Origin of the sequence: Clostridium polyendosporum, from assembly GCF_018332455.1 — a bacterium.
In the GTDB taxonomy this organism is placed as follows: Bacteria; Bacillota; Clostridia; order Clostridiales; family Clostridiaceae; genus Clostridium_AY; species Clostridium_AY polyendosporum.
The window spans coordinates 101,928-122,421 of sequence record NZ_BOPZ01000003.1 but is presented as its reverse complement, the minus strand read 5'-3'; the positions used below and the strand labels follow the sequence as shown (position 1 = coordinate 122,421).

Genomic DNA, 20,494 nt, shown 5'->3' with positions numbered 1-20,494 from the left:
TGTTAATAATATATACAGGAGGATATATCTTGGACAGTTTTAACATATATAAAGATATAGCTGAAAGAACACAGGGAGACATTTATGTAGGCGTTGTAGGACCTGTTAGAACTGGTAAATCTACTTTTATAAAAAGATTCATGGACTTAATGGTTATTCCAAAGATAGAAAATGCATATAAAAAGGAGAGGGCTAAGGATGAATTGCCACAGTCTGGTTCAGGTAAAAGCATACACACCACTGAGCCGAAGTTTGTTCCTAATGAAGCAATAGAAATTTCATTAGATGAGGGTTTAAAATTTAAGGTTAGAATGGTTGATTGTGTTGGTTATATCGTAAAAGGAGCTCTGGGATATCTTGAAGGAGAGCAACCTAAGATGGTAACTACTCCATGGTTTGAGTATGAAATACCTTTTGAAGATGCTGCCGAAATCGGCACAAGAAAGGTTATAAATGACCATTCAACTATAGGTCTTGTGGTAACTACAGATGGAAGCATAACAGGGATAACCAGAGAAGATTATGTTGAAGCAGAGGAAAGGGTTATTAATGAACTTAAATCTATTGATAAACCTTTTATAATTGTACTTAATTCATCTAAAGTAAATGATCCAGAGACAAAAGAGCTTAAAGCTCAGCTAGAAAAGAGGCACAATGTTCCTGTACAAATTATGGATGTAGTAAATATGAATGAAGAAGACATAAATAAAATCTTCAAAAAAGTACTTAAGGAATTCCCAGTGAAGGAAATCAACATAGACATGCCTGAATGGATTGAAAAACTTGAGCCATCACACTGGTTAAAAACGAATTTCTTAAACATAGTAAAGGATATGTGCAAAAACATATTTAAAGTAAGAGATATAAAAAGTTTCATAGATGGATATGAAGGAGAAGAGTTTTTAGGTACAACAGAAATATGTGAAATGAATTTAGGAGACGGTACTGCAAGGATAACAATGAGTCCAAAGCATGGTATATTCTACAGGATTTTAAGTGAAATATGTGACCATGATATATCTTCAGAAAGTGAACTTCTTACCCTTATAAAAGGCTTAAATCGTGCTAAAATTGAATATGATAAGGTTGAAGAAGCTTTAAAAGATGTAAAAGAAAGTGGTTATGGTCTTGTAGCACCACAGCTTGCAGAAATGAAATTTGAAGATCCTGAGTTTGTAAAACAGGGTGGAAAATATGTTGTTAAGCTAAAAGCCAGTGCTCCTAGTCTCCATTTTATAAAGGCAGACATTCAAACTGAAATTTCACCTATTATGGGTACTGAAAAGGAAACAGAAGAATTATTTAAGTCCTTATTAGAACAATTTGAAAGTGATCCTACAAAACTTTGGCAGAGTAATATGTTTGGTAAGTCCCTTGAGGTTCTTGTTAAAGAAGGCCTTCAAAATAAACTCTACAAGATGCCAGAAGACGTACAGGTTAAGATTCAAAAGACTCTTCAAAAAATAATTAATGAGGGCAACGGTGGATTAATCTGTATAATTTTATAGTTGTAAAATTTTTCATAATTGATTATAATAATATTGGAAAATATTATTATAATCTCTGGGTATGGCGCAGGTGGTAGCGCGCTAGAATGGGGTTCTAGAGGTCGCAGGTTCAAATCCTGTTACCCAGACCAAAGCATATGAAAACCTTGATTTCATCAAGGTTTTTATTTTTTTATAGGGAGGGGTAACTTGTCACCTGAGAGCAAAATAGGAGCAAATTTTTGTGGGACATTGAATATCCATTTAGTTTTTCTGTTACTATTTGCTATATGATTGGGAACACATGAGAATAGGTATCTAGTGTTATTGCAATAGAGCTGTTACTTCTAGTAAAGTTAGTATCAGAATAGAAAGTGATAGAGTTGCTATTGATTTTGGACCAATCATAAAATAGAAGTTAGAATTATGGAGGTTAGTTTTAGGGTGCTCTTTAACTGATGTCCTTTTTCTTTTAGAATGAACAGAATAGGATACTATGATTTAAGGGATTAGGAATAAGAATGTTCCATGACTAATCTATTAACTGTTTTTATTATTTCCACTTTATAGTTATTTAATTGTTTACAATAATTTATTTGCACATTATAATATATATTAACATAAGACTTTTAATAACACTTATCAAAAGTCTTAGGGAGGGAGAAAATGCTTCAAATAACTAACAATACTATTAGAGTCAAACAGATAAATACTGAACTTGTTAAAGTGGCATTAAAAAACTTATCATATGGCACTAAGCTAACAATAGCTAATGCAACAGGGCTAAGTGTAGCAACTTGTGGCAATATACTAAAGGAGCTTTTAGAATCTGGAGAAGTTCTCGAGATCGAATTAGAACAACCTAATGGTGGACGACCAGCAAGACGTTTTGTGTATAATGCTAACTACGCTTTTATTGCTTGTTTATACTTAAAAAATGAGGGTGGCATCTATACAATTAACTATGCTGTTACAAATTTGATCGGCGAAATTATTGAAGAAGGGTCAAAAATTTTTAATAGTATAAATTATGATGTTATAGACAGTCTTATCGGGGAATTGATTGAAAGATATGAAAATATTAAGGCTGTGGGTATTGGTGTTCCTGGGGTTGTCCGCCAAGGTGTAATTGGTGTTTGCGATATTAAGGAGTTAATCAATGTTCCATTAGGAAATAAGCTTAAAGAAAAATATCAATTAGAAATTACAATTGAAAATGATATGAACTTTACAGTATATGGCTTCTATAAAAAACAAAATTATGATAGAGATAGAACAATTGCAATTGTATTCTTTCCAAAAGGTAACTTTCCAGGTGCAGGTATTATTGTTGATGGACATATTTTAAAAGGAAATACTAAATTTGCAGGTGAATTGTCTTTCTTGCCTTTAGATCTATCACGAGAAGAACAATTAAAACGATTAAATAGTGAAGATGGATTTATACCTTTAGCAGTTAAAGCAATTGTATCTATAATAGCAATTATTAACCCTGAAACAATAGCTTTAACAGGAGAATTGTTTAAGTCTGATCAATTAGACGATATTTATAATCATTGTCTTGAAATAATACCAAAAGAACATATGCCACAAATTTTTTTGCGAGAAAATATACATGATGATTATATGAATGGGCTTATTTCTATTACATTAGAAAGTTTGAGCTATAATATTCAATTGGTTGAAAAAAGAATATAAGGAGTGAGTAATTATGACAGAGAAAGAAAAAATGTTAGCTGGTAAACCATATAAAGCTTTTGGTAAGGAGCTTCTAGGAGAACGCCAATATGCTAAAGAATTGGTGTTTGATTTTAATGGTTTACGTCCAACTGAGATTGAAAAGCGTAATGAAATTATTAAAAAACTCTTTGGTAAAACGGAAAATGAATTTTTTATTGAGCCACCTTTCCGTTGTGACTATGGTTATAATATTTCAGTTGGAGAGAATTTTTATGCCAATTATAATTGTACTATTTTAGATTGTGCCAAAGTTACAATTGGAGATAATGTTTTGTTTGCACCAAATGTAAGTCTTTTTACCGCAGGTCATCCCGTACATCCTGAGTTAAGAAATAGTGGGGTTGAATATGCCTTTCCAATTACAATAGGTAATAATGTTTGGATTGGTGGTGGCGTTATTATAAATGCAGGTGTTACTATTGGTGACAATACTGTAATTGGTTCTGGGAGTGTAGTGACAAAAGATATTCCAAGTAATGTTATTGCTGCAGGGAATCCTTGCAAGATTATAAGGGCGATTACTGATGAGGATAAAAATAAATACTTTAAAAATCTTACAATTAAATAACAAATTTTCATTATATGAAATAGCACAATCTATTAGGAAATTGTGCTATTTTGTATAGTAAGGTGCCAGCCTCTTTACATTTAGTGAGGAAGTAAGAATTGGTTTCTTGCAAGGAAACCGGGCAAATATTTATTGTGCAGTAATTCTTACAGAAATATCAAGTTTCAAAGTTGTCCACTATGCTGTAGAATATTGATATAAATTTTATCATAATCGAAAGGGGCTTTATGGATAACTTTACGATGTATGTTTCATTGTTTGTATTTTGGTATCCACTTGTAATGAGTACAGTTTGGATTATTGGTGGAATTTTATTTTATCATAGAAGAGAAAAAAAACCTGGAGTACCTCTTACTGAAACTCCTATGGTATCTATTTTAATACCGTGTTATAACGAAGAAGATACAATAGAAAATACAATAGAACAACTTAATGAACTAAACTATCCTAACTATGAAATTATAACTATTAATGATGGAAGCAAAGATATGACAGAATTAATATTGGAAAACCTATCAAAAAAATATAAAAAGTTAAGAGTTATTCAGCTTAAAACTAATACCGGCAAGGCAAATGCATTGTATTTAGGATTGATTGCATCAAAAGGAGAGTTTTTAGTTGGATTAGATGCAGATGCTTATCTTGACGTAGATGCTTTAAGTTACATGATACCTCATTTTATTACACCTCATTATGGTGAGAGAGTTGGTGCTGTTACGGGAAATCCGAGAGTACGGAATCGTAGTTCATTACTAGCAAGAATTCAGTTATGCGAATTTTCAAGTATTATTAGTTTGATTAAACGCACACAAAGGCTACTAGGTAAAGTAATGACTGTTTCAGGTGTTGTTGTAATGTTTAGAAAGAGAGCATTAATAGATTGTGGATTATGGGACAGAGACTTAATTACCGAAGATATAGGAGTAACGTGGAAACTTCAGAAACGTTTTTGGGATATTAGATATGAGCCTAGAGCTATTTGTTGGATGTTAGTACCGGAAACAATTGTTGGGTTGTGGAAGCAAAGAGTAAGGTGGGCTCAAGGTGGTCTTGAAGTTATAATGCGTCATTGGGATATATTTTTAGATTGGAGATATAGACGTTTGTTACCTGTATATATAGAACAAATATTTAGTATATTTTGGGCAATCGCATGGAGTATATTATTCATAATAACTATAATACAGATTATTACCGGAAAACAGACCTTTTTTCCTATGTTTTGGCAGGGTCAATATTTGTCCTTATTGTGCTTAGTACAATTCGTTGTAGCAATGTCTTTAGATAAACGATATGATGAAAAATTACTTAAATATTATTTATGGGCTATTTGGTATCCAATTTTTTATTGGTATTTCAATGCTCTAGTAATATTAAGAGCTATCCCTAAAACATTATTCAGGGATAAAAGAAAAAAATTTGCAATATGGGATAGTCCTGATAGGGGGATTTCAATATGAATATTATTGATGGATTGCAAAAGAGAACTATTAAAATATTAGAAAAATTAATAACTACAATTGGCTGGCTTTTTATGTTAGGATATATATTTCAAATCCTATTATCTATAGTACTTTGGTTATTTAATTTATCTAATTTTTATCATAAGTTATTTATTTTAGATAATATTCAGACAACAATACATATTTTGCTAATTACAGTTGCTATTGCGATGTGTATTTTTATATTAATATATTTCTGGGGGAAATATAACTATAAAAGATATGCACACTTAAATAGAAGGAAATTCTCCAAAAATGTAAATAATGATGAAATCGAACTATATTTTGGTTTACCATCTTCACTTGTAGAAAAAATGCAGAATGATAAGATTATTATTTTAGAAAAGACTATAGTATAACTTATATAAAGTATTTTACCTGTAAACATTTTAATGTATAGTGACATAATATTTTTAATAGATGACAAAAGTTAAATATCATCTTATAATACAAAGAAGCTCTGGATCACTCTAGGAATTTTTGTTATATTTAGTATTATTTCAACAACTTGGTATAATGAGAAGATAATTTACAACAACAAATAAAATGGTAGAATGTCGATTAAATAATAAGCTCTAGTATCTGCTTAAATGTGAATACTAGAGCTTATTATGTAAAAAAACAATAAACATTATGGTATAATTGATATAAGATTTTGTGAAGGGATGTTGGTATTATGAACCCGAAAGAAGAATTAGTATTAAACTTTAGAGTGGTGAAGATTGATAAAAATAATGTTATTAGAGCTATTCAAAATACTATAGATGAAATAAAAAAATATTTTGATAGTTATGGAATAAATAAAGTGGTTTCATCAGATTTATATAGCTATGTAGAAATTGAAAATTATGCAAGAATAGAAATTCAATACGATGATAAAGGTAAAAATGTAGCTTTTTCATTAAAATGGTTTAGCGTTGATAAAAAAAGTGACGTTTGGATATCGTTATCTGCTAAAGGTCGTATGTTTACTGTAAGTTATATGAATTGTAACGTACAGTCGAAAAGTTATTATTTTATAAATGAACAAGCAATAGAAGATATATTTAAGGATTTAATAAAATTAAATAAGGAATAAAGAGTGTTTTTAGAGTATCCCCTTTGATAACCGCACCTTTAGCACGATGGTTCATACATATTTATGGTCCACTTCACACTTTTAAAGTTTTGGGAACACTATTTTTAGTAATTATTTTAGTATTAGCTTTACCTTTTAGATTTCCTAAGGAAAATTTGTTTGATAAACAACAAACAATAAATAACAATAATTTGAAAGTTTTAGATGTTAGTACAAAAGAAATGCTTACCAAACCAAAATTTTATGGTCTTTGGACATGCTATGCTATAGGAACATTGACTAGACTTATGACAGTGGGAATAACAAGCTCTGTTGGAGAAGAAATTATTAAAATGGATTCTAAAACAACTGCATTTATGGTGTCATTGTTTGCAGTTTTCAACGGCATTGGAAGATCTTTATTTGGTTGGCTTACAGATAAATTGTCTCCTCTAAAGGCTTCTATAATAGCATATATAACAATAATGGTTTCATCAGGTTTAATGCTGATGGCAAGGGAAGGAACCGTAGGTCTGTATGTAGTTTCTTTTGCTTTACTTTGGATGACCCTTGGAAGTTGGTTAGCTATAGAACCTACAGCTACAGCAATATTTTTTGGTTCAAAACACTATAGTAAGAATTATGGCTTTATTTTTACTGCCTATGGAGTAGGAGCAGTATTAGGAGTTTCTATCTCAGGTATATTTAGGGACAAGTTCGGAAGTTATATCTATACGTTTTATCTAATGTTCTTACTTGCGATACTAGGAGTATTCTTTGCAATTTTATTCTTAAGAAAGTCTAAAGCTAATTAATTTGTTTCATTAAGCCACTATTGCGGTGGCTACAGTAGTGCTGACTTAAAATATAGGTATAATATTATAGTTTTTAAAAGTAATTGTTAAAGGGGGTATCTTTTTATGAAGATATCCTCTTTAATATTTATAACACCCTTTTATTATTCTAAGGTGCAGCTATATTAGAAGTATATATTTTGGCGGTGTTTAGGCATTTTCCTAATTTTTCAGTCAAAATAGTGTTATTTTTAGACAAAATAAAGCAAGTTTATAAATAGCAATGTAGATATAATATTATTGTAAGGCTAGATGTAAAGGGATTCAATAAATGTAAACTTTCAGTTAGATGATGCTGTGAATTTGCATAATTTTTTATCTATGCATACTTTATAAGGATATACTTTCTAGGAGTCTACTAAGTATATCCTTATTTATAATTAAGTAACACGAATTATATGGAGGAGATAAAAATGAAAAACTTTGTAATAGGAATAGACTTAGGAGGAACAAAAATAAGCACTGCATTATCCGATTTAGATGGAGATGTTAAGAGCCAGATAACAATTCCAACAGATGCCCATGAAGGTGAAATTCCAGTATTAAATAGAATTATTGAAACAGTAGAATATGTTTTAAAAACAGGAAATCTAACAACTGATGATATTAGAGCTATTGGCATTGGTTCTCCAGGACCACTAGATGCTAAAAAAGGGATAATTATTACAACACCTAATCTTCCATTTAAGAACTTTAATCTTGTAGAACCTATTAGAGAAAAGTTCAGATTGCCGGTTTATTTAGATAATGATGCCAATGTTGCTGCAATAGGTGAATTTATGTTTGGTGCCGCAAAAGGAACAGAGAATATGGTTTACTTTACAGTAAGTACAGGTGTTGGCGGTGGAGCTGTTCTTAATGGAAAGGTATATAGAGGTAACACAAGCAATGCACTTGAAATAGGACATACGACAGTGGTTTCAGAAGGTCCAAGATGTGGATGTGGAAATCTTGGATGCTTAGAGGCAGTGGCTTCAGGGACAGCAATAGGTAAGAGAGGAAGAGAAGCAGTAGAAAGTAAGGTAGAAACTTCATTAAAGAAATATAGTACTGTAACTTCAGCAGAAGTGTTTAAGGAAGCAGCTGCTGGGGATGATGTTTCTAAGGATATAGTAAATACAGCTTTAAACTACTTAGGTATAGGTATAGCAAATGCAATATCAACCTTTGATCCAGAAGTAGTTATTATAGGTGGAGGTGTTTCAAAGGCGGGTCAAATTGTATTTGATAAGGTTCAAGAGGTTGTAAATAAAAGGTGTTTCAAGGCAATGGCAGAGGTATGCAGAATTGTTCCAGCAGGACTTGGAACTGATGCTGGAGTTATAGGTGCAGTAGCACTTGCTATAGTAGAAAGTAAATGAAAAGGCTGATATAAAAAGGCAGCACTCAAGATTATTTTAAAAGATGAAGCAATAAAATATTATTAGGAAATAATTAATTGGAGAAGCGTAAAGAGTTAATAGAATTTACGCTTCCTATTTTTTTATGAAATGGGGATGATTACTGTGATATATAGTGCTAATTCTGAAAAGAGGATGACAGTATTTAATTTGACCTGGCCAATATTTATTGAAATTTTACTTTTTATGCTGCTTGGTAGTGTGGATACCTTAATGTTAAGTAAATACTCTGATAATGCTGTAGCTGCTGTTGGAGTTTCCAATCAGCTCATAGGAATGATGAATATAATGTTTGGAATTCTCGCTACAGGAACTTCTGTACTTATTGCTCAAAATCTTGGAGCAGGGAACAAAGAGGTGGCTTCAAAGGTTGCCACTGTTTCATTAATTATGAACTTTTTATTTGGGCTTATTCTTAGCTTAATAATGTTTTTGGGGGCTCGTTGGATTTTAGGCACTATGGGAATACGTCAGGAACTTATGAAGTATGGTATGGAGTATCTTCAAATTGTAGGTGGCTTTTTATTTTCTCAGTCAGTACTTATGACTTGTACCGCTATAGTTAGGAGTCATGGTTTTACTAAGATATCAATGTTTGTAACTTTAGTAATGAATATTATTCATGTAATCCTTGATTATCTTTTTATATTTGGACCATTTGGTCTTCCTGTATTAGGAGTTAGTGGAGTTGCTATTTCTACTAACATTAGCAAAATATTAGGTCTTATAGTAATGCTTTATGTAGTGTTCAGAAATGTGGAGAGAGGAATTAGTATTAGACATCTAAGGTCTTTTCCTAAAAAGATTGTAACAGATCTTTTAAAAATAGGTATCCCAACTGCAGGAGAGCAACTTTCCTATAATATTTCACAGCTCACAATCACTTATTTTATCAATTTTCTTGGAAATGAAGCTCTTATAACTAAAGCTTATGTACAAAACATAGTGATGTTTGCTTTTCTTTTTTCGGGAGCTATAGGTCAGGGGACGGAAATATTAATTGGGCATTTAGTTGGAGCGAATGAAAAGAAAAAGGCCTATGAAACCTGTCTTAAAAGTCTAAAGCTTGCTATAATTATCTCCTTTGGTATGGGACTTATATTTGCAGCTTTTAGATTTCAAGTATTGTCCTTATTTACAAAGAATACATCTATTTTAGCAGTAGGCAGCATGGTACTTATTGTAGATGCTTTCCTTGAACCAGGCCGTTCCTTTAACGTTGTGGTTATAAATGCTTTAAGAGCATCTGGGGATGTTAAGTTTCCAGTTTATATGGGGGTTTTATCTATGTGGGGAATAAGTGTAACATTATCCTATCTCTTCGGAATTCATTTAGGTTTTGGTCTTGTAGGCGTATGGGCAGCTTTTGCATGTGATGAGTGGTTTAGAGGAGTATTTATGCTATGGAGATGGAAAACTAAAAAGTGGGAGAAAATGGCTTTTGTAAGAAAAGAAATGCTGCAATATTAGCATTATTGTCACTGTAGAATCTTTTTTTGATTTCCATCAGTTTGGGTATACTTTTCTCTAGCTTCAACCTTTAGGTACTAGTAGTTTTAACTAACTAATTTATTGTTCGAAAATAAATTACAATTTTTGTTGACAAGGTTTACATGGGCTGATATAATTAAAAATGTAAAGAGAATAATCCCTAGGGATTGTTACTGGTGATGCAGGCAAAACCCAAATCAATGGATAGAGGTGTTCTATCATTTTGGTTTGGGTTTTTTTGTTTCTCCAAATTTAGTATCATAGACAAAAATAAAATAGCATCTATAGCTTGACGTATAATTAGAAACTAAATTCTTTAAAAACACATTGTTAAGGTGAAGCAAAAATGTAAATGTTTAAGTAGAAAAAGGGAGGGAATTTTAATGGATTATGGCAAATTAGCAAATCAAATTCTACCTTTAGTTGGGGGAGAGGGCAACATTGAAAGTGTTACTCACTGCGCAACTAGATTACGTTTTATGTTAAAGGATGACTCTTTAGCAAGGACAAAAGAACTTGAAAAGATTGATGCAGTAAAGGGAGCTTTCTTAAGCTCAGGACAATATCAAATAATTATAGGACAAGGTGCTGTAAATAAGGTCTATGCAGAACTTCTAAAAGGTAGATCTATAGCACAATCCTCTGTAAGTGAACAAAAGAAATCTGCAATGAAGAAGATGAATCCTCTTCAAAGATTTGCTAGAATGCTCTCAAATATATTCGTGCCAATTATTCCGGCAATAGTTGCATCCGGTCTTTTAATGGGACTTTTAGGCATGTCAACAAGATTTGGATGGATAGATGGTAAGAGTGGTGTATTCCAAGTACTAGATATGTTCTCAAATGCTGCTTTCGTATTCTTACCAGTACTTATAGCATTTTCAGCTGCAAAAGAATTTGGAACTAATCCATTTTTAGCTTCTGCTCTTGGAGCAATAATGATTCATCCAGCATTACAAAATGCATGGACACTTGGAGATGGTATAAAAAACTCAATCAATGTATTTGGCTTAAATATAGGTATGGTTGGTTACCAAGGAACAGTATTACCAATACTTATAGCTGTATGGGTAATGGCATATGTTGAAAGAAGTTTAAGAAAGATAATACCAAACGTATTAGATATACTTCTAACTCCATTCTTAACAGTAATGATTACAGGATTCTTTTCATTAATAGTTATAGGACCTGCTGGCAGAATGATAGGTGATGGTATTTCTATTGGTTTACAAACACTTTATAATACTTTAGGACCAGTAGCTGGACTTTTATTTGGAGGATTATATTCAACAATAGTTATCACAGGTATTCACCACAGCTTCCATGCTATTGAAGCAGGACTTTTAGGAAATAAGGATATAGGAATAAACTTCTTATTACCAATATGGGCAATGGCAAACATAGCACAAGGTGGAGCAGCTCTTGCTGTATATTTTAAGACTAAAAACCAAAAGCTTAAGCAAGTTGCAGTACCAGCGTCATTATCATGTTTATTAGGTATTACAGAAGCAGCCATATTTGGAGTTAACTTAAGACTTGTTAAACCATTCATAGCAGCTGCTATAGGTGGAGCATTAGGTGGAGGATACATTGTATTAACTAAGGTTGGAATGAATGGACTTGGAGTAACAGGTATTCCAGGTATTGCAATAGTATCAGGTCCATCAATGATTAATTATATTATAGGTATGATAATAGCATTTGCTGGTGCATTTGCAGGTACATTAGTATTAGGCTTTAAGGAAGAAAAACAAGACACTGAAGATAGTGTAGAAAACAATGAAAATAAAACACAAAGTTCATTAAAGCAACAAGTTGCTTCAATAAAATAAACTGCCATTTCAGGAAGTGAAATTTGACTTAAGCTGAGTAGGTTCAATACCTGCTCAGCTTTATTCTTTTTACTTGGTTATATTAGTTTTTTCTTAATTATTTTAATGAGTTATAATCTATCATAGATGATTTAGGTTATAATCTTTAATAGTACTCTTATTAAAGAAACTAGTTATATATACTTTTAAATATACCTACTCAAAGGAGATGTATACTAATGCAAAAGCTTTATTATGAAAATCAATATGAAAAAGCGTTTACTGCGGAAATAGTAAATATAATTGAAAAAGATAAGGAATTTCACATCCAGCTAGACAAAACTTACTTTTACCCTGAAGGTGGAGGACAACCTAGTGATACTGGATACATAGAATCAATTCCTGTAACGATGGTATATGAAAATGAAGGAGTTATATACCATGTAGCTTCAAAAAAACCTATAAAAATTCATAGGGTTAAATGTTCTATTGATTGGGATAGAAGATTTGATAATATGCAGCAACACCTTGGTCAACATATTCTTTCTTCTTGTTTTGTTGAATTGTTTAATGCAAATACTGTTGGATTTCATTTAGGGAAAGACTATTGCACAATTGATGTGGATAAAATGCTTGATATAACACAAATACAAGAAGCTGAAAATCTATCAAATAATATTATATTAGACAATGTTCCAGTTGAGTTTTTATTTCCTTCTAAGTCTGAACTAAAAAAACTTCCTATCAAAAAAACTCTTCCTAAAACAGGTGAACAAATAAGAATAGTTAAAATTGGAGATATAGATGTAAATCCATGCTGTGGACTACATCCTAGATCAACAATAGAAGTTCAGTTAATTAAAATTAGGAAATGGGAAAAATATAAAAACACTACAAGGATAGAATTTCTATGTGGAAAAAGAGCTATTTCAGACAGTTTATCAAAGTACCAATTCACTTCAAAAATATGCAGTACTTTAAAGTGTAGTGAAAGTGATGCTTTAGCTTACATACAAAAACTTACACAAGATTTTAATAAAATTATTGCTGAAAATAGAGCTTTAAAATCTGAAATAGCTGATTATGAAATTCAAAACATGATTAATGAAAGCGAAAAAATAAATAATATTAGTATAGTAAAATCTATATATACTGATTCAGATCTTAAATATGTTAATCTCCTAGCTTCAAAATTAACAGCTTTTAAAAATGTTATAGCTTTGTTTGCTGTTAAATCAGAAGATAAAGCACATCTTATATTCATGTGTTCAAAGGACTTAAAAGATATTAGTATGAATTCTCTTTTAAAAGATGCTATTACCTTAATTGATGGAAATGGTGGAGGAAGCAGCTTCTCTGCTCAGGGTGGTGGAAAGAATACTAATAATCTTGATTCTGCCATAGACTATGCTTTTATGAAAGTAAAGAACTGCCTAAATTCTAAATAAAAATAAACAATTTCAATCTTTACTAAAGTCGAGCAGGCATCCAGACTGCTCGGCTTTAGTTTTAAGCTTATTTATTTTAAGTTTTAATTTCTTTATATAAAGGAACAAAGAAGTGGTTTCCTAATAAAATGAATTGAGAAAGAATTTATTAGGGAGTAGTATATGTTTGGATTACTTAAAATCATTAATGAATTAAGTAGTAATAATATAGACTTAAATATGAATGAGCTTGATGATAAGTATCTTATTTATGGTAAGTTACAAGGGGTAAAAAGAAATAACATAAGTATTAATTATAATAATAACCATTTAATAATTACAGTAAAGGTGAATAGAGTAGCAAATAATAGTCTAATGGGAAATGTATTTATAGTTCAGCAAAGTAGCAATATATCTAAGTCTTTTTATGTTCCTAATGTAGATATTACAAGGATTACAGGAAGTTTTGATGGATTAAACTTAGTAATTAACGTTCCAAAAATTATTAATTCTATGAATGATAAACTTATAGTAGATGTAGAAACATATATGTTGGAGTAAAATTTAATATTATCACGAATTAGCTATTTATTATACTGGGGAAAGAAGTAGGCTACTGCCACCTTTTTTATAATAAAAAAAGGCAAGGTTAAGATCTTCTTAACACATAAGCTAAAATACCGCATAAAGCCTCTATCCAAAGGAGAAACTAAATATGAGGTGATTTTTATGCCATCAAGAGATGAAAAAAGAAGACAAGATTATCTAGAAAAAAAAGAAGAAAAGAAACAAGAAGAAAAAAAGAAAAAAGAATTATGGGAATTAGAAGAGACAAGTAAAGGAAGATCATAAAGGGGCCTTGCAGCTCCTTTCTTTTTGTAACAAGACCATTAGTGAACTTAAGGTTTGCTGAGGTTTGATAAGATTTCATTTTGTTAAATAGCAGCAGATAAAGATAAATAGATTTAATTCTTAATTAATTGAGTTATGAAGTTATTTATCTAAAAGAATAAAGTTATTAATAATGGGTAGAATTTTAAAACATAAGGTATGATTAGTGCAAGGGGGTTAATATATATGAATAGTTTTCACACTAAGGAATTTGAAAAAATATTAGAAGTTATAAAAGATAATACAAGTAATCTTATTGAATTTAATAGTATAAGATCTATTGAAAGTAATACTCATACAAAGAGCATGATGTTTACGGGAAAAAATAATCCTGAGAAAGAGGGAACTGTTATAGTTGGAGAAGAAAAAGGATTACTCATAGTTGATGTAAGTATGCCTAATTCTGATGTAAGAAGTTTCATTATTGAACATGATAATGAAGAGGATGGAATAAACAATATTATTAAATGGTTTAACAAAAATTATAAGTAAGGGAGAGTCTTAAAGGCTCTTTTTTTGTTTTCTAAAATTTTATTATATAAAAATAAGTATAATAATCACTATGAAAGTGGTCTATATAAATATTTGAGAGTTAGAATATCTGAATTTTAATAAGAGAATTTTTTAAAATATATATGCTTGTAAATAATATTCTCTTAAATGGGAATTAAAAAAATAAAATTAAAATTTTATTTCAATATAAATGAAAAATAGGAAAAGAAAAATAAGAATAAATCATTGATAAAACCAAAAAAATATAAATAGGAAGGAGGCGTTATTATGAGATTAAGAGAAGGCACAATTCCTACAGTTTTAGGAACAGCAGTAACTTTAGGAGCAGCAGCTCTAAGGGCAAATGACTTAAGAAAAAATAGGCTAAAGAAAAGAGATATTGTACCAATGGCTGAAACAGCTCTAGTTGGATTTGGATTAGCTCATATAGTTTTAGGTGCTATTGATATGGTGCAAAATAGAAGAAGATAATTTGATTTTTATAGAACTCTTTTAGAGCCACTTATTTGTTGTCATTTCACGAGGTGAAATCTAGCTAAAATTCAAGGTTTCCTGTTAATTTACTTCGTATTTTAAATGTACAACTGGAAATGATAAATTTGAGGGGAGTGAAAGATGTGTCTAAAGGTAAAAAAAGTGAGTTAAACAAACAAGAAGTTAACATAGGTACAAAACGTACTCCTGCATGTGATAATCAAGAGAAACACGCTAAGAATAGAAAAAATGCTGAATAAGGGAGCTGAAAAGCTCTCTTTTTAATTATAATAATTATTAATTAATAATTATTATTTACAAAGAGGTTTGTAAGGTATATAATAATAATATAATTAATCGTTAGAAAAATTAAGGAGGATTAAATAATGAAGATTACTTTTCAAGGAAATGAATTAACTTTAGTAGGAAATCAGGTTGTCAAGGGAGAGAAAATTTCAGATTTTGTTGCATATGATAATTCTTTAAAGCCAGTTACTTTGAAAGATACAAAAGGAGTAAGAATATTCTTAACAGTTCCATCTGTTGATACACCAGTATGTGATTTAGAAGTAGCGACATTCAATGAAAGAATAAAGGAAATGCCTGAAGTTACATGCTACACAATATCTATGGATTTACCTTTTGCACAAGCAAGATGGTGCGCTGCAAAGGGAGTAGAAAATGTTAAGACTCTTTCAGATTATAAAGATAGAAAGTTTGGTGAAATTACAGGAACTTATATAAAAGAGCTTGGGTTATTAACTAGAGCTGCATTTGTTGTAGATTCAAACAATGAATTTGTTTATATTGAATATTTGGAAGAGATTACAAATCAACCAAATTTTGAAGAAATTTTAAAAGCTGCAAAAGAAGCAAAATAATATATTGATAAGGTGCTTCTTAGTATAATATTTTATCCCCTGGAATATTGTAATTTAGGGGGGATAAGAATGAATGGATTTACTGAAATTATTATTTTAGCTGCTATCTCAGAAGCAGTATGGGAACATTTAAAGATGATTTTTACAGAAGGTAAATTTAATATTAATAGACTAGGTGCTATATTAATAGGAATTTTGTTATGTTTAGCCACTGGTGCAAATTTTCTTGAAGTTGTAGGTCTACCTACAAAAATTGATTACGTTGGGCAAATATTGACTGGACTATTGATTTCAAGAGGAGCAAATTTTATACATGATTTTCTAACTAGTGTAAATAATCTTCAACAGTATACGAGGATTGAAAATATTAATCGTAGAAATAGAGAGTGAGATAAAAGTAGATTTTTATAAAATTTATATATTATTCATTATCTTGTAAATAAAAAGACCAGTATTGAGATATTATAGTAATATCTCAATACTGGTTTTTATAACTAAATTTAAAATTTTTCTAAGTAATTTAAATAAATTCTATCTAAAGTTATTTTTGTCTTAGCTTTTTTGTTTTATGGTGAAATTTTTATTTTATTGTATTTGACAGATTGAAATTTGGCTAAATTTGAATATACTGGATGACTATACAATTTCATGTGTATAAAGTATAATACTTTTTGATAAAAATTTAGTTACATTACATTTATAGAGCTTGGAGGAATAACTATGAAAAAAATTGCAGTAGTATTTAATGGTGGAACTATTTCAATGAAGGTTGATCCTAGGATAAAGGCAGCAGTGCCAAGTCTTACAGGGGAAGAAATAATGTCTATGGTAACAGGTATAGAAAGCTTTGCTGATATAGAATCATATACTTTTTCTAGTCTTCCAGGACCACATATTACTCCTGAAATTATGCTTGAGTTATCAAAATATGTACAAAAGCTTGTTGATAGGCAGGATGTTGATGGAGTAGTAGTAACTCATGGTACGGATTCTCTTGAAGAAACAGCATATCTTTTAGATTTAACCTTAAATACTAAAAAACCGGTAATTTTTACAGGAGCTATGAGAAGTGGTTCTGAACTTGGCTATGATGGTCCTTCTAATCTAGCAGCTTCAATTTGTACTGCTATATCTGAAGAATCAAAGGATAGGGGCGTATTGGTTTGTTTTAATGGAGAACTTAATAGCGCATGGGAGGTAACTAAAGCTAACTCTATGGCTCTCAATGCATTTAAAACACCAAACTTTGGTCCTATAGGTATAGTTGATAATAATAGAGTTATATTCTATAGGAATAGTGGAAAAGAGCAACATATTCCAATTAGTAACATAAGTGCTGAGGTAAGCTTAATAAAATGTGCTGCTGGAATGGACTCAAGATTAATCGATTTTTTCATTTCTCAAGGAGACAAGGGTATAGTTATTGAGGCAATGGGAAGAGGCAATATTCCTCCTAAAATGGTTGGGGGTATACAACGAGCTATAGAGAAGGATATTGCAGTTGTTATAGTTTCAAGATGCTTTGAAGGAAGAGTTTTTGATTCTTATGGATATCATGGTGGAGGGAAGGAACTAAGAAATCTTGGTGTAATTTTTGGAGATAATATGCCAGGACAAAAGGCAAGAATAAAGTTGATTACTGCATTAAGCTTTACAAATGACTTAAAGGTAATAAAAGAAATATTTGAAAGAGGCTTATATAATAATTAAATGAAGTGAAAAAAATACTAACATAAGGATATTCGGAACGTTGACAATTATATTTCTAAAAATATATAATATTTTTCGTGATAAGATCACTCATATATTTTTGATGATATGGTTCAAAAGTTTCTACCAGATGCCGTAAATATCTGACTATGAGCGATTCTGTTTAGTTAACAACCACATTTAAAATGATGTTGATCAAGTTTTGTTCTTGGTGTAGCATCGATCATTAAACATAGGAGGAGATCTTTCATGAAAAGTAATAATCTTAAACAAAGAAAATTGGCAATTTTATCAAACACTAATGTTGACTACAAAAAAGAAGTTATAGCAGGTATCACGACATTTTTAGCTATGGCATATATTATTGCTGTAAATCCAGCTATACTTAGTAAAACTGGTATGCCAGCTGGTCCGTTAGTTACTGCTACATGTTTATCAGCGGCTTTAGCAACTATAGTAATGGGACTTTATGCAAATCTTCCATTAGGTCTTGCTTCTGGTATGGGTCTAAATGCATTCTTTGCTTATACTGTTGTTTTAGGAAAACAAGTACCATGGACAGTTGCACTTACTGCTGTTTTTGTTGAGGGTGTAATATTTATACTTTTATCCGTATTAAGTGTACGTGAAGCGGTAGTTAATGCTATACCTATGAGTTTAAAGTTAGCAGTTACAGGTGGTATTGGATTATTTATTGCATTTATAGGACTAGCTAATTCTGGTATTGTAGTTAAAAATGAAGCTACCTTTGTAGCATTAGGTAGATTTACTACTCCATCAGTAGCAGTTGCTTTAATAGGTTTATTATTAATAGCTGTGCTTGAGAAAAAGAAAGTTAGAGGGGCAATGCTTTGGGGTATTTTAGGTAGTACGTTAATAGCTTGGGCATACGCTCTTTATGATACAGAAGGTGCTAAAGCTTTTGGTATATTCCTGCCAAATGGAATTTTTAAATTCGAATCTATAGCACCTATTGCAGGTAAAGTCGATTTTTCATGGTTAACATCAACTGGAAATATACTAACATTCGTATCAATAGTGTTAACTTTCTTATTTGTTGACTTTTTTGATTCAGTTGGTACACTTGTTGGTGTTGCTGCTAGAGCAAATATGATTGATGAAAATGGGAAAGTACCAAACTCAGGAAGAGCTCTCTTATCAGATGCTATAGGAACTACTGCTGCAGGTTTAATGGGAACATCAGCGATAGTTACATATGTAGAAAGTGCTACTGGAGTAGAAGAAGGCGGTAGGACAGGCTATACAGCATTAACAACAGGAGTACTATTCTTAATTGCAATGTTCTTTTCACCAATATTTGTTGCAATTCCATCAGCAGCTACAGCACCAGCACTTATATATGTTGGATATCTAATGATGGGCTCTATTAAAGAAATAGATTTTTCAGAGGTTACGGAAGCTGTACCATCATTTCTAACAATTATATTAATGCCACTAACATATTCAATAGGTGATGGTTTAATAGTAGGAATATTATCTTATGTAGTACTTAATTTTGTTAATAACATATTTAATAAGGAAAAGAAGAAGATATCATCTGTAATGTTTGCTTTAGCAATAATGTTTATTGTAAAGTTGGTATCAAATCATTAAAATAGTTTTCTGCAATTATATATACATATAAAGAATTACCTCACTAGTACAGCTGGTGAGGTAATTCTTTTAAAATAAATGTAAACATTTTGTTAACAAGTCATTGACAATGGAATAAATAAATAATATAAATGTATTATGAGTTTTATGTACGGAAAAAGCTAAATAAAAGGAGGATAAGAAAATGGTAAAAAGTATGACAGGCTTTGGAAGAGCAACTAGTGAAGAAGGAAGTAATCATATTTTTTCTTTAGAAATAAAAAGTGTTAATCATAGATACCTAGATTTAAACATAAGAATGCCAAAATCAATGATTTCTTTAGAGGAACGCATTAGAAAAATAGTAAATGAACGATTAAATAGAGGAAAAGTTGATATTTTTATAAACTATAAGAATTATGGACAGTCTGATACTATAGCTAAAATAAACACAACTTTAGCTGATAGCTATGTAAAATGTCTTGAAGAATTACAGGGCAGATACAATCTAAAGGATGATTTTTCAGTATCTCTTGTTGCAAGATTTCCAGATGTTATAACTTTAGAAGAAAAAGAAGAAAATCTAGAAGAACTTTGGGGAGATATTTTTCCACTTTTAAATAAGTCATTAAGTACAATTATAGCAATGAGAGAAGTGGAAGGAAATAAACTCGCTGAGGATATTATATCAAAGTGTAGTGAAATTGAGCAGTGGATAAAGATTATAGAAGAGAAGTCTATGTCAGTAGTTGAAGCTTACAGACAAAAATTGCAAGAAAGAATCAAAGATCTTTTAGGTAATGTAGAGGTTGATGAAAATAGATTAGCCACTGAAATTGCAATTTTTGCAGATAAAGCTACTATCGATGAAGAAATAACAAGACTTTATAGTCATCTTAAACAAATGAGAGATACACTTAAATTAAATGAACCTGTAGGAAGAAAACTTGATTTTATAGTACAAGAGATGAATAGAGAAACTAATACTATAGCATCTAAATCAACAGATTTGCAAATAACTAACATAGTTATTAATATAAAAAACATGATAGAAAAGATAAGAGAGCAAATACAGAACATTGAATAATTAGGAGG

The 20,494-nt window shown here is 30.7% G+C and carries 20 protein-coding genes, 1 tRNA gene and 1 riboswitch; all 21 genes read left to right on the top strand.

The window, feature by feature from the left end:
- Positions 1-29 precede the first annotated feature (29 nt).
- The 21 genes from spoIVA to CPJCM30710_RS02620 all read left to right on the top strand — a co-directional run bounded on the left by spoIVA (position 30) and on the right by CPJCM30710_RS02620 (position 20,486).
- Positions 30-1,508 (top strand): stage IV sporulation protein A, encoded by a 1,479-nt coding sequence (gene spoIVA, locus CPJCM30710_RS02715; protein ID WP_212902637.1) that lies wholly within the window; start codon positions 30-32, stop codon positions 1,506-1,508.
- A 55-nt stretch (positions 1,509-1,563) separates the two neighbouring features.
- Positions 1,564-1,639 (top strand) — tRNA-Pro (locus CPJCM30710_RS02710).
- Positions 1,640-2,153: 514 nt separating this feature from the next.
- Positions 2,154-3,185 (top strand): ROK family protein, encoded by a 1,032-nt coding sequence (locus CPJCM30710_RS02705; protein WP_212902636.1) that lies wholly within the window; start codon positions 2,154-2,156, stop codon positions 3,183-3,185.
- 13 nt (positions 3,186-3,198) lie between these two features.
- Positions 3,199-3,795 carry a sugar O-acetyltransferase gene (locus tag CPJCM30710_RS02700; protein ID WP_212902635.1) on the top strand — a complete coding sequence of 199 codons (597 nt, stop codon included), beginning with the start codon at positions 3,199-3,201 and terminating at the stop codon, positions 3,793-3,795.
- A 227-nt stretch (positions 3,796-4,022) separates the two neighbouring features.
- Positions 4,023-5,255, top strand: coding sequence for a poly-beta-1,6-N-acetyl-D-glucosamine synthase (gene pgaC, locus CPJCM30710_RS02695; RefSeq protein WP_212902634.1), 1,233 nt, complete (start codon positions 4,023-4,025; stop codon positions 5,253-5,255).
- On the top strand, positions 5,252-5,656 hold the full coding sequence (gene pgaD, locus CPJCM30710_RS02690) for a poly-beta-1,6-N-acetyl-D-glucosamine biosynthesis protein PgaD (RefSeq protein ID WP_212902633.1): 405 nt from the start codon (positions 5,252-5,254) through the stop codon (positions 5,654-5,656). Before pgaC ends, pgaD begins: the two co-directional genes overlap by 4 nt.
- A gap of 317 nt (positions 5,657-5,973) precedes the next feature.
- Positions 5,974-6,375 carry a hypothetical protein gene (locus CPJCM30710_RS02685; protein ID WP_212902632.1) on the top strand — a complete coding sequence of 134 codons (402 nt, stop codon included), beginning with the start codon at positions 5,974-5,976 and terminating at the stop codon, positions 6,373-6,375.
- Positions 6,372-7,169, top strand: coding sequence for an MFS transporter (locus tag CPJCM30710_RS02680; protein ID WP_407644970.1), 798 nt, complete (start codon positions 6,372-6,374; stop codon positions 7,167-7,169). Before CPJCM30710_RS02685 ends, CPJCM30710_RS02680 begins: the two co-directional genes overlap by 4 nt.
- A gap of 452 nt (positions 7,170-7,621) precedes the next feature.
- Positions 7,622-8,569 carry an ROK family protein gene (locus CPJCM30710_RS02675; protein ID WP_212902630.1) on the top strand — a complete coding sequence of 316 codons (948 nt, stop codon included), beginning with the start codon at positions 7,622-7,624 and terminating at the stop codon, positions 8,567-8,569.
- A 144-nt stretch (positions 8,570-8,713) separates the two neighbouring features.
- The gene (locus CPJCM30710_RS02670; protein WP_246503433.1) at positions 8,714-10,078 is read left to right on the top strand and encodes an MATE family efflux transporter; all 1,365 of its coding nucleotides are present in this window, start codon (positions 8,714-8,716) and stop codon (positions 10,076-10,078) included.
- 404 nt (positions 10,079-10,482) lie between these two features.
- Positions 10,483-11,931: a sucrose-specific PTS transporter subunit IIBC gene (locus tag CPJCM30710_RS02665; protein WP_212902628.1), complete on the top strand. Its 1,449-nt coding sequence runs from the start codon at positions 10,483-10,485 to the stop codon at positions 11,929-11,931.
- A gap of 218 nt (positions 11,932-12,149) precedes the next feature.
- On the top strand, positions 12,150-13,358 hold the full coding sequence (locus CPJCM30710_RS02660; protein WP_212902627.1) for an alanyl-tRNA editing protein: 1,209 nt from the start codon (positions 12,150-12,152) through the stop codon (positions 13,356-13,358).
- A 162-nt stretch (positions 13,359-13,520) separates the two neighbouring features.
- Positions 13,521-13,898 carry an Hsp20 family protein gene (locus CPJCM30710_RS02655; RefSeq protein ID WP_212902626.1) on the top strand — a complete coding sequence of 126 codons (378 nt, stop codon included), beginning with the start codon at positions 13,521-13,523 and terminating at the stop codon, positions 13,896-13,898.
- Positions 13,899-14,066: 168 nt separating this feature from the next.
- Positions 14,067-14,189 (top strand): hypothetical protein, encoded by a 123-nt coding sequence (locus CPJCM30710_RS17995; protein ID WP_281413945.1) that lies wholly within the window; start codon positions 14,067-14,069, stop codon positions 14,187-14,189.
- Positions 14,190-14,414: 225 nt separating this feature from the next.
- Positions 14,415-14,720 (top strand): hypothetical protein, encoded by a 306-nt coding sequence (locus CPJCM30710_RS02650; RefSeq protein WP_212902625.1) that lies wholly within the window; start codon positions 14,415-14,417, stop codon positions 14,718-14,720.
- Between the two features lie 288 nt (positions 14,721-15,008).
- Entirely contained in the window at positions 15,009-15,212 is a 204-nt protein-coding gene (locus CPJCM30710_RS02645) for an asparagine synthase (RefSeq protein WP_212902624.1), read from the top strand.
- A gap of 389 nt (positions 15,213-15,601) precedes the next feature.
- A complete protein-coding gene (gene tpx, locus CPJCM30710_RS02640) occupies positions 15,602-16,096 on the top strand; it encodes a thiol peroxidase (protein WP_212902623.1) in 495 nt (164 codons plus the stop codon).
- A 69-nt stretch (positions 16,097-16,165) separates the two neighbouring features.
- Positions 16,166-16,486: a hypothetical protein gene (locus tag CPJCM30710_RS02635; protein WP_212902622.1), complete on the top strand. Its 321-nt coding sequence runs from the start codon at positions 16,166-16,168 to the stop codon at positions 16,484-16,486.
- Between the two features lie 330 nt (positions 16,487-16,816).
- Positions 16,817-17,806, top strand: a complete 990-nt coding sequence (locus CPJCM30710_RS02630; protein ID WP_212902621.1) for an asparaginase — start codon at positions 16,817-16,819, stop codon at positions 17,804-17,806.
- A 70-nt stretch (positions 17,807-17,876) separates the two neighbouring features.
- Positions 17,877-17,976, top strand: a riboswitch (purine riboswitch).
- 79 nt (positions 17,977-18,055) lie between these two features.
- Positions 18,056-19,420, top strand: coding sequence for an NCS2 family permease (locus CPJCM30710_RS02625; RefSeq protein ID WP_212902620.1), 1,365 nt, complete (start codon positions 18,056-18,058; stop codon positions 19,418-19,420).
- A 184-nt stretch (positions 19,421-19,604) separates the two neighbouring features.
- Positions 19,605-20,486, top strand: a complete 882-nt coding sequence (locus tag CPJCM30710_RS02620) for a YicC/YloC family endoribonuclease (RefSeq protein WP_212902619.1) — start codon at positions 19,605-19,607, stop codon at positions 20,484-20,486.
- The last annotated feature ends 8 nt before the right edge of the window (positions 20,487-20,494 follow it).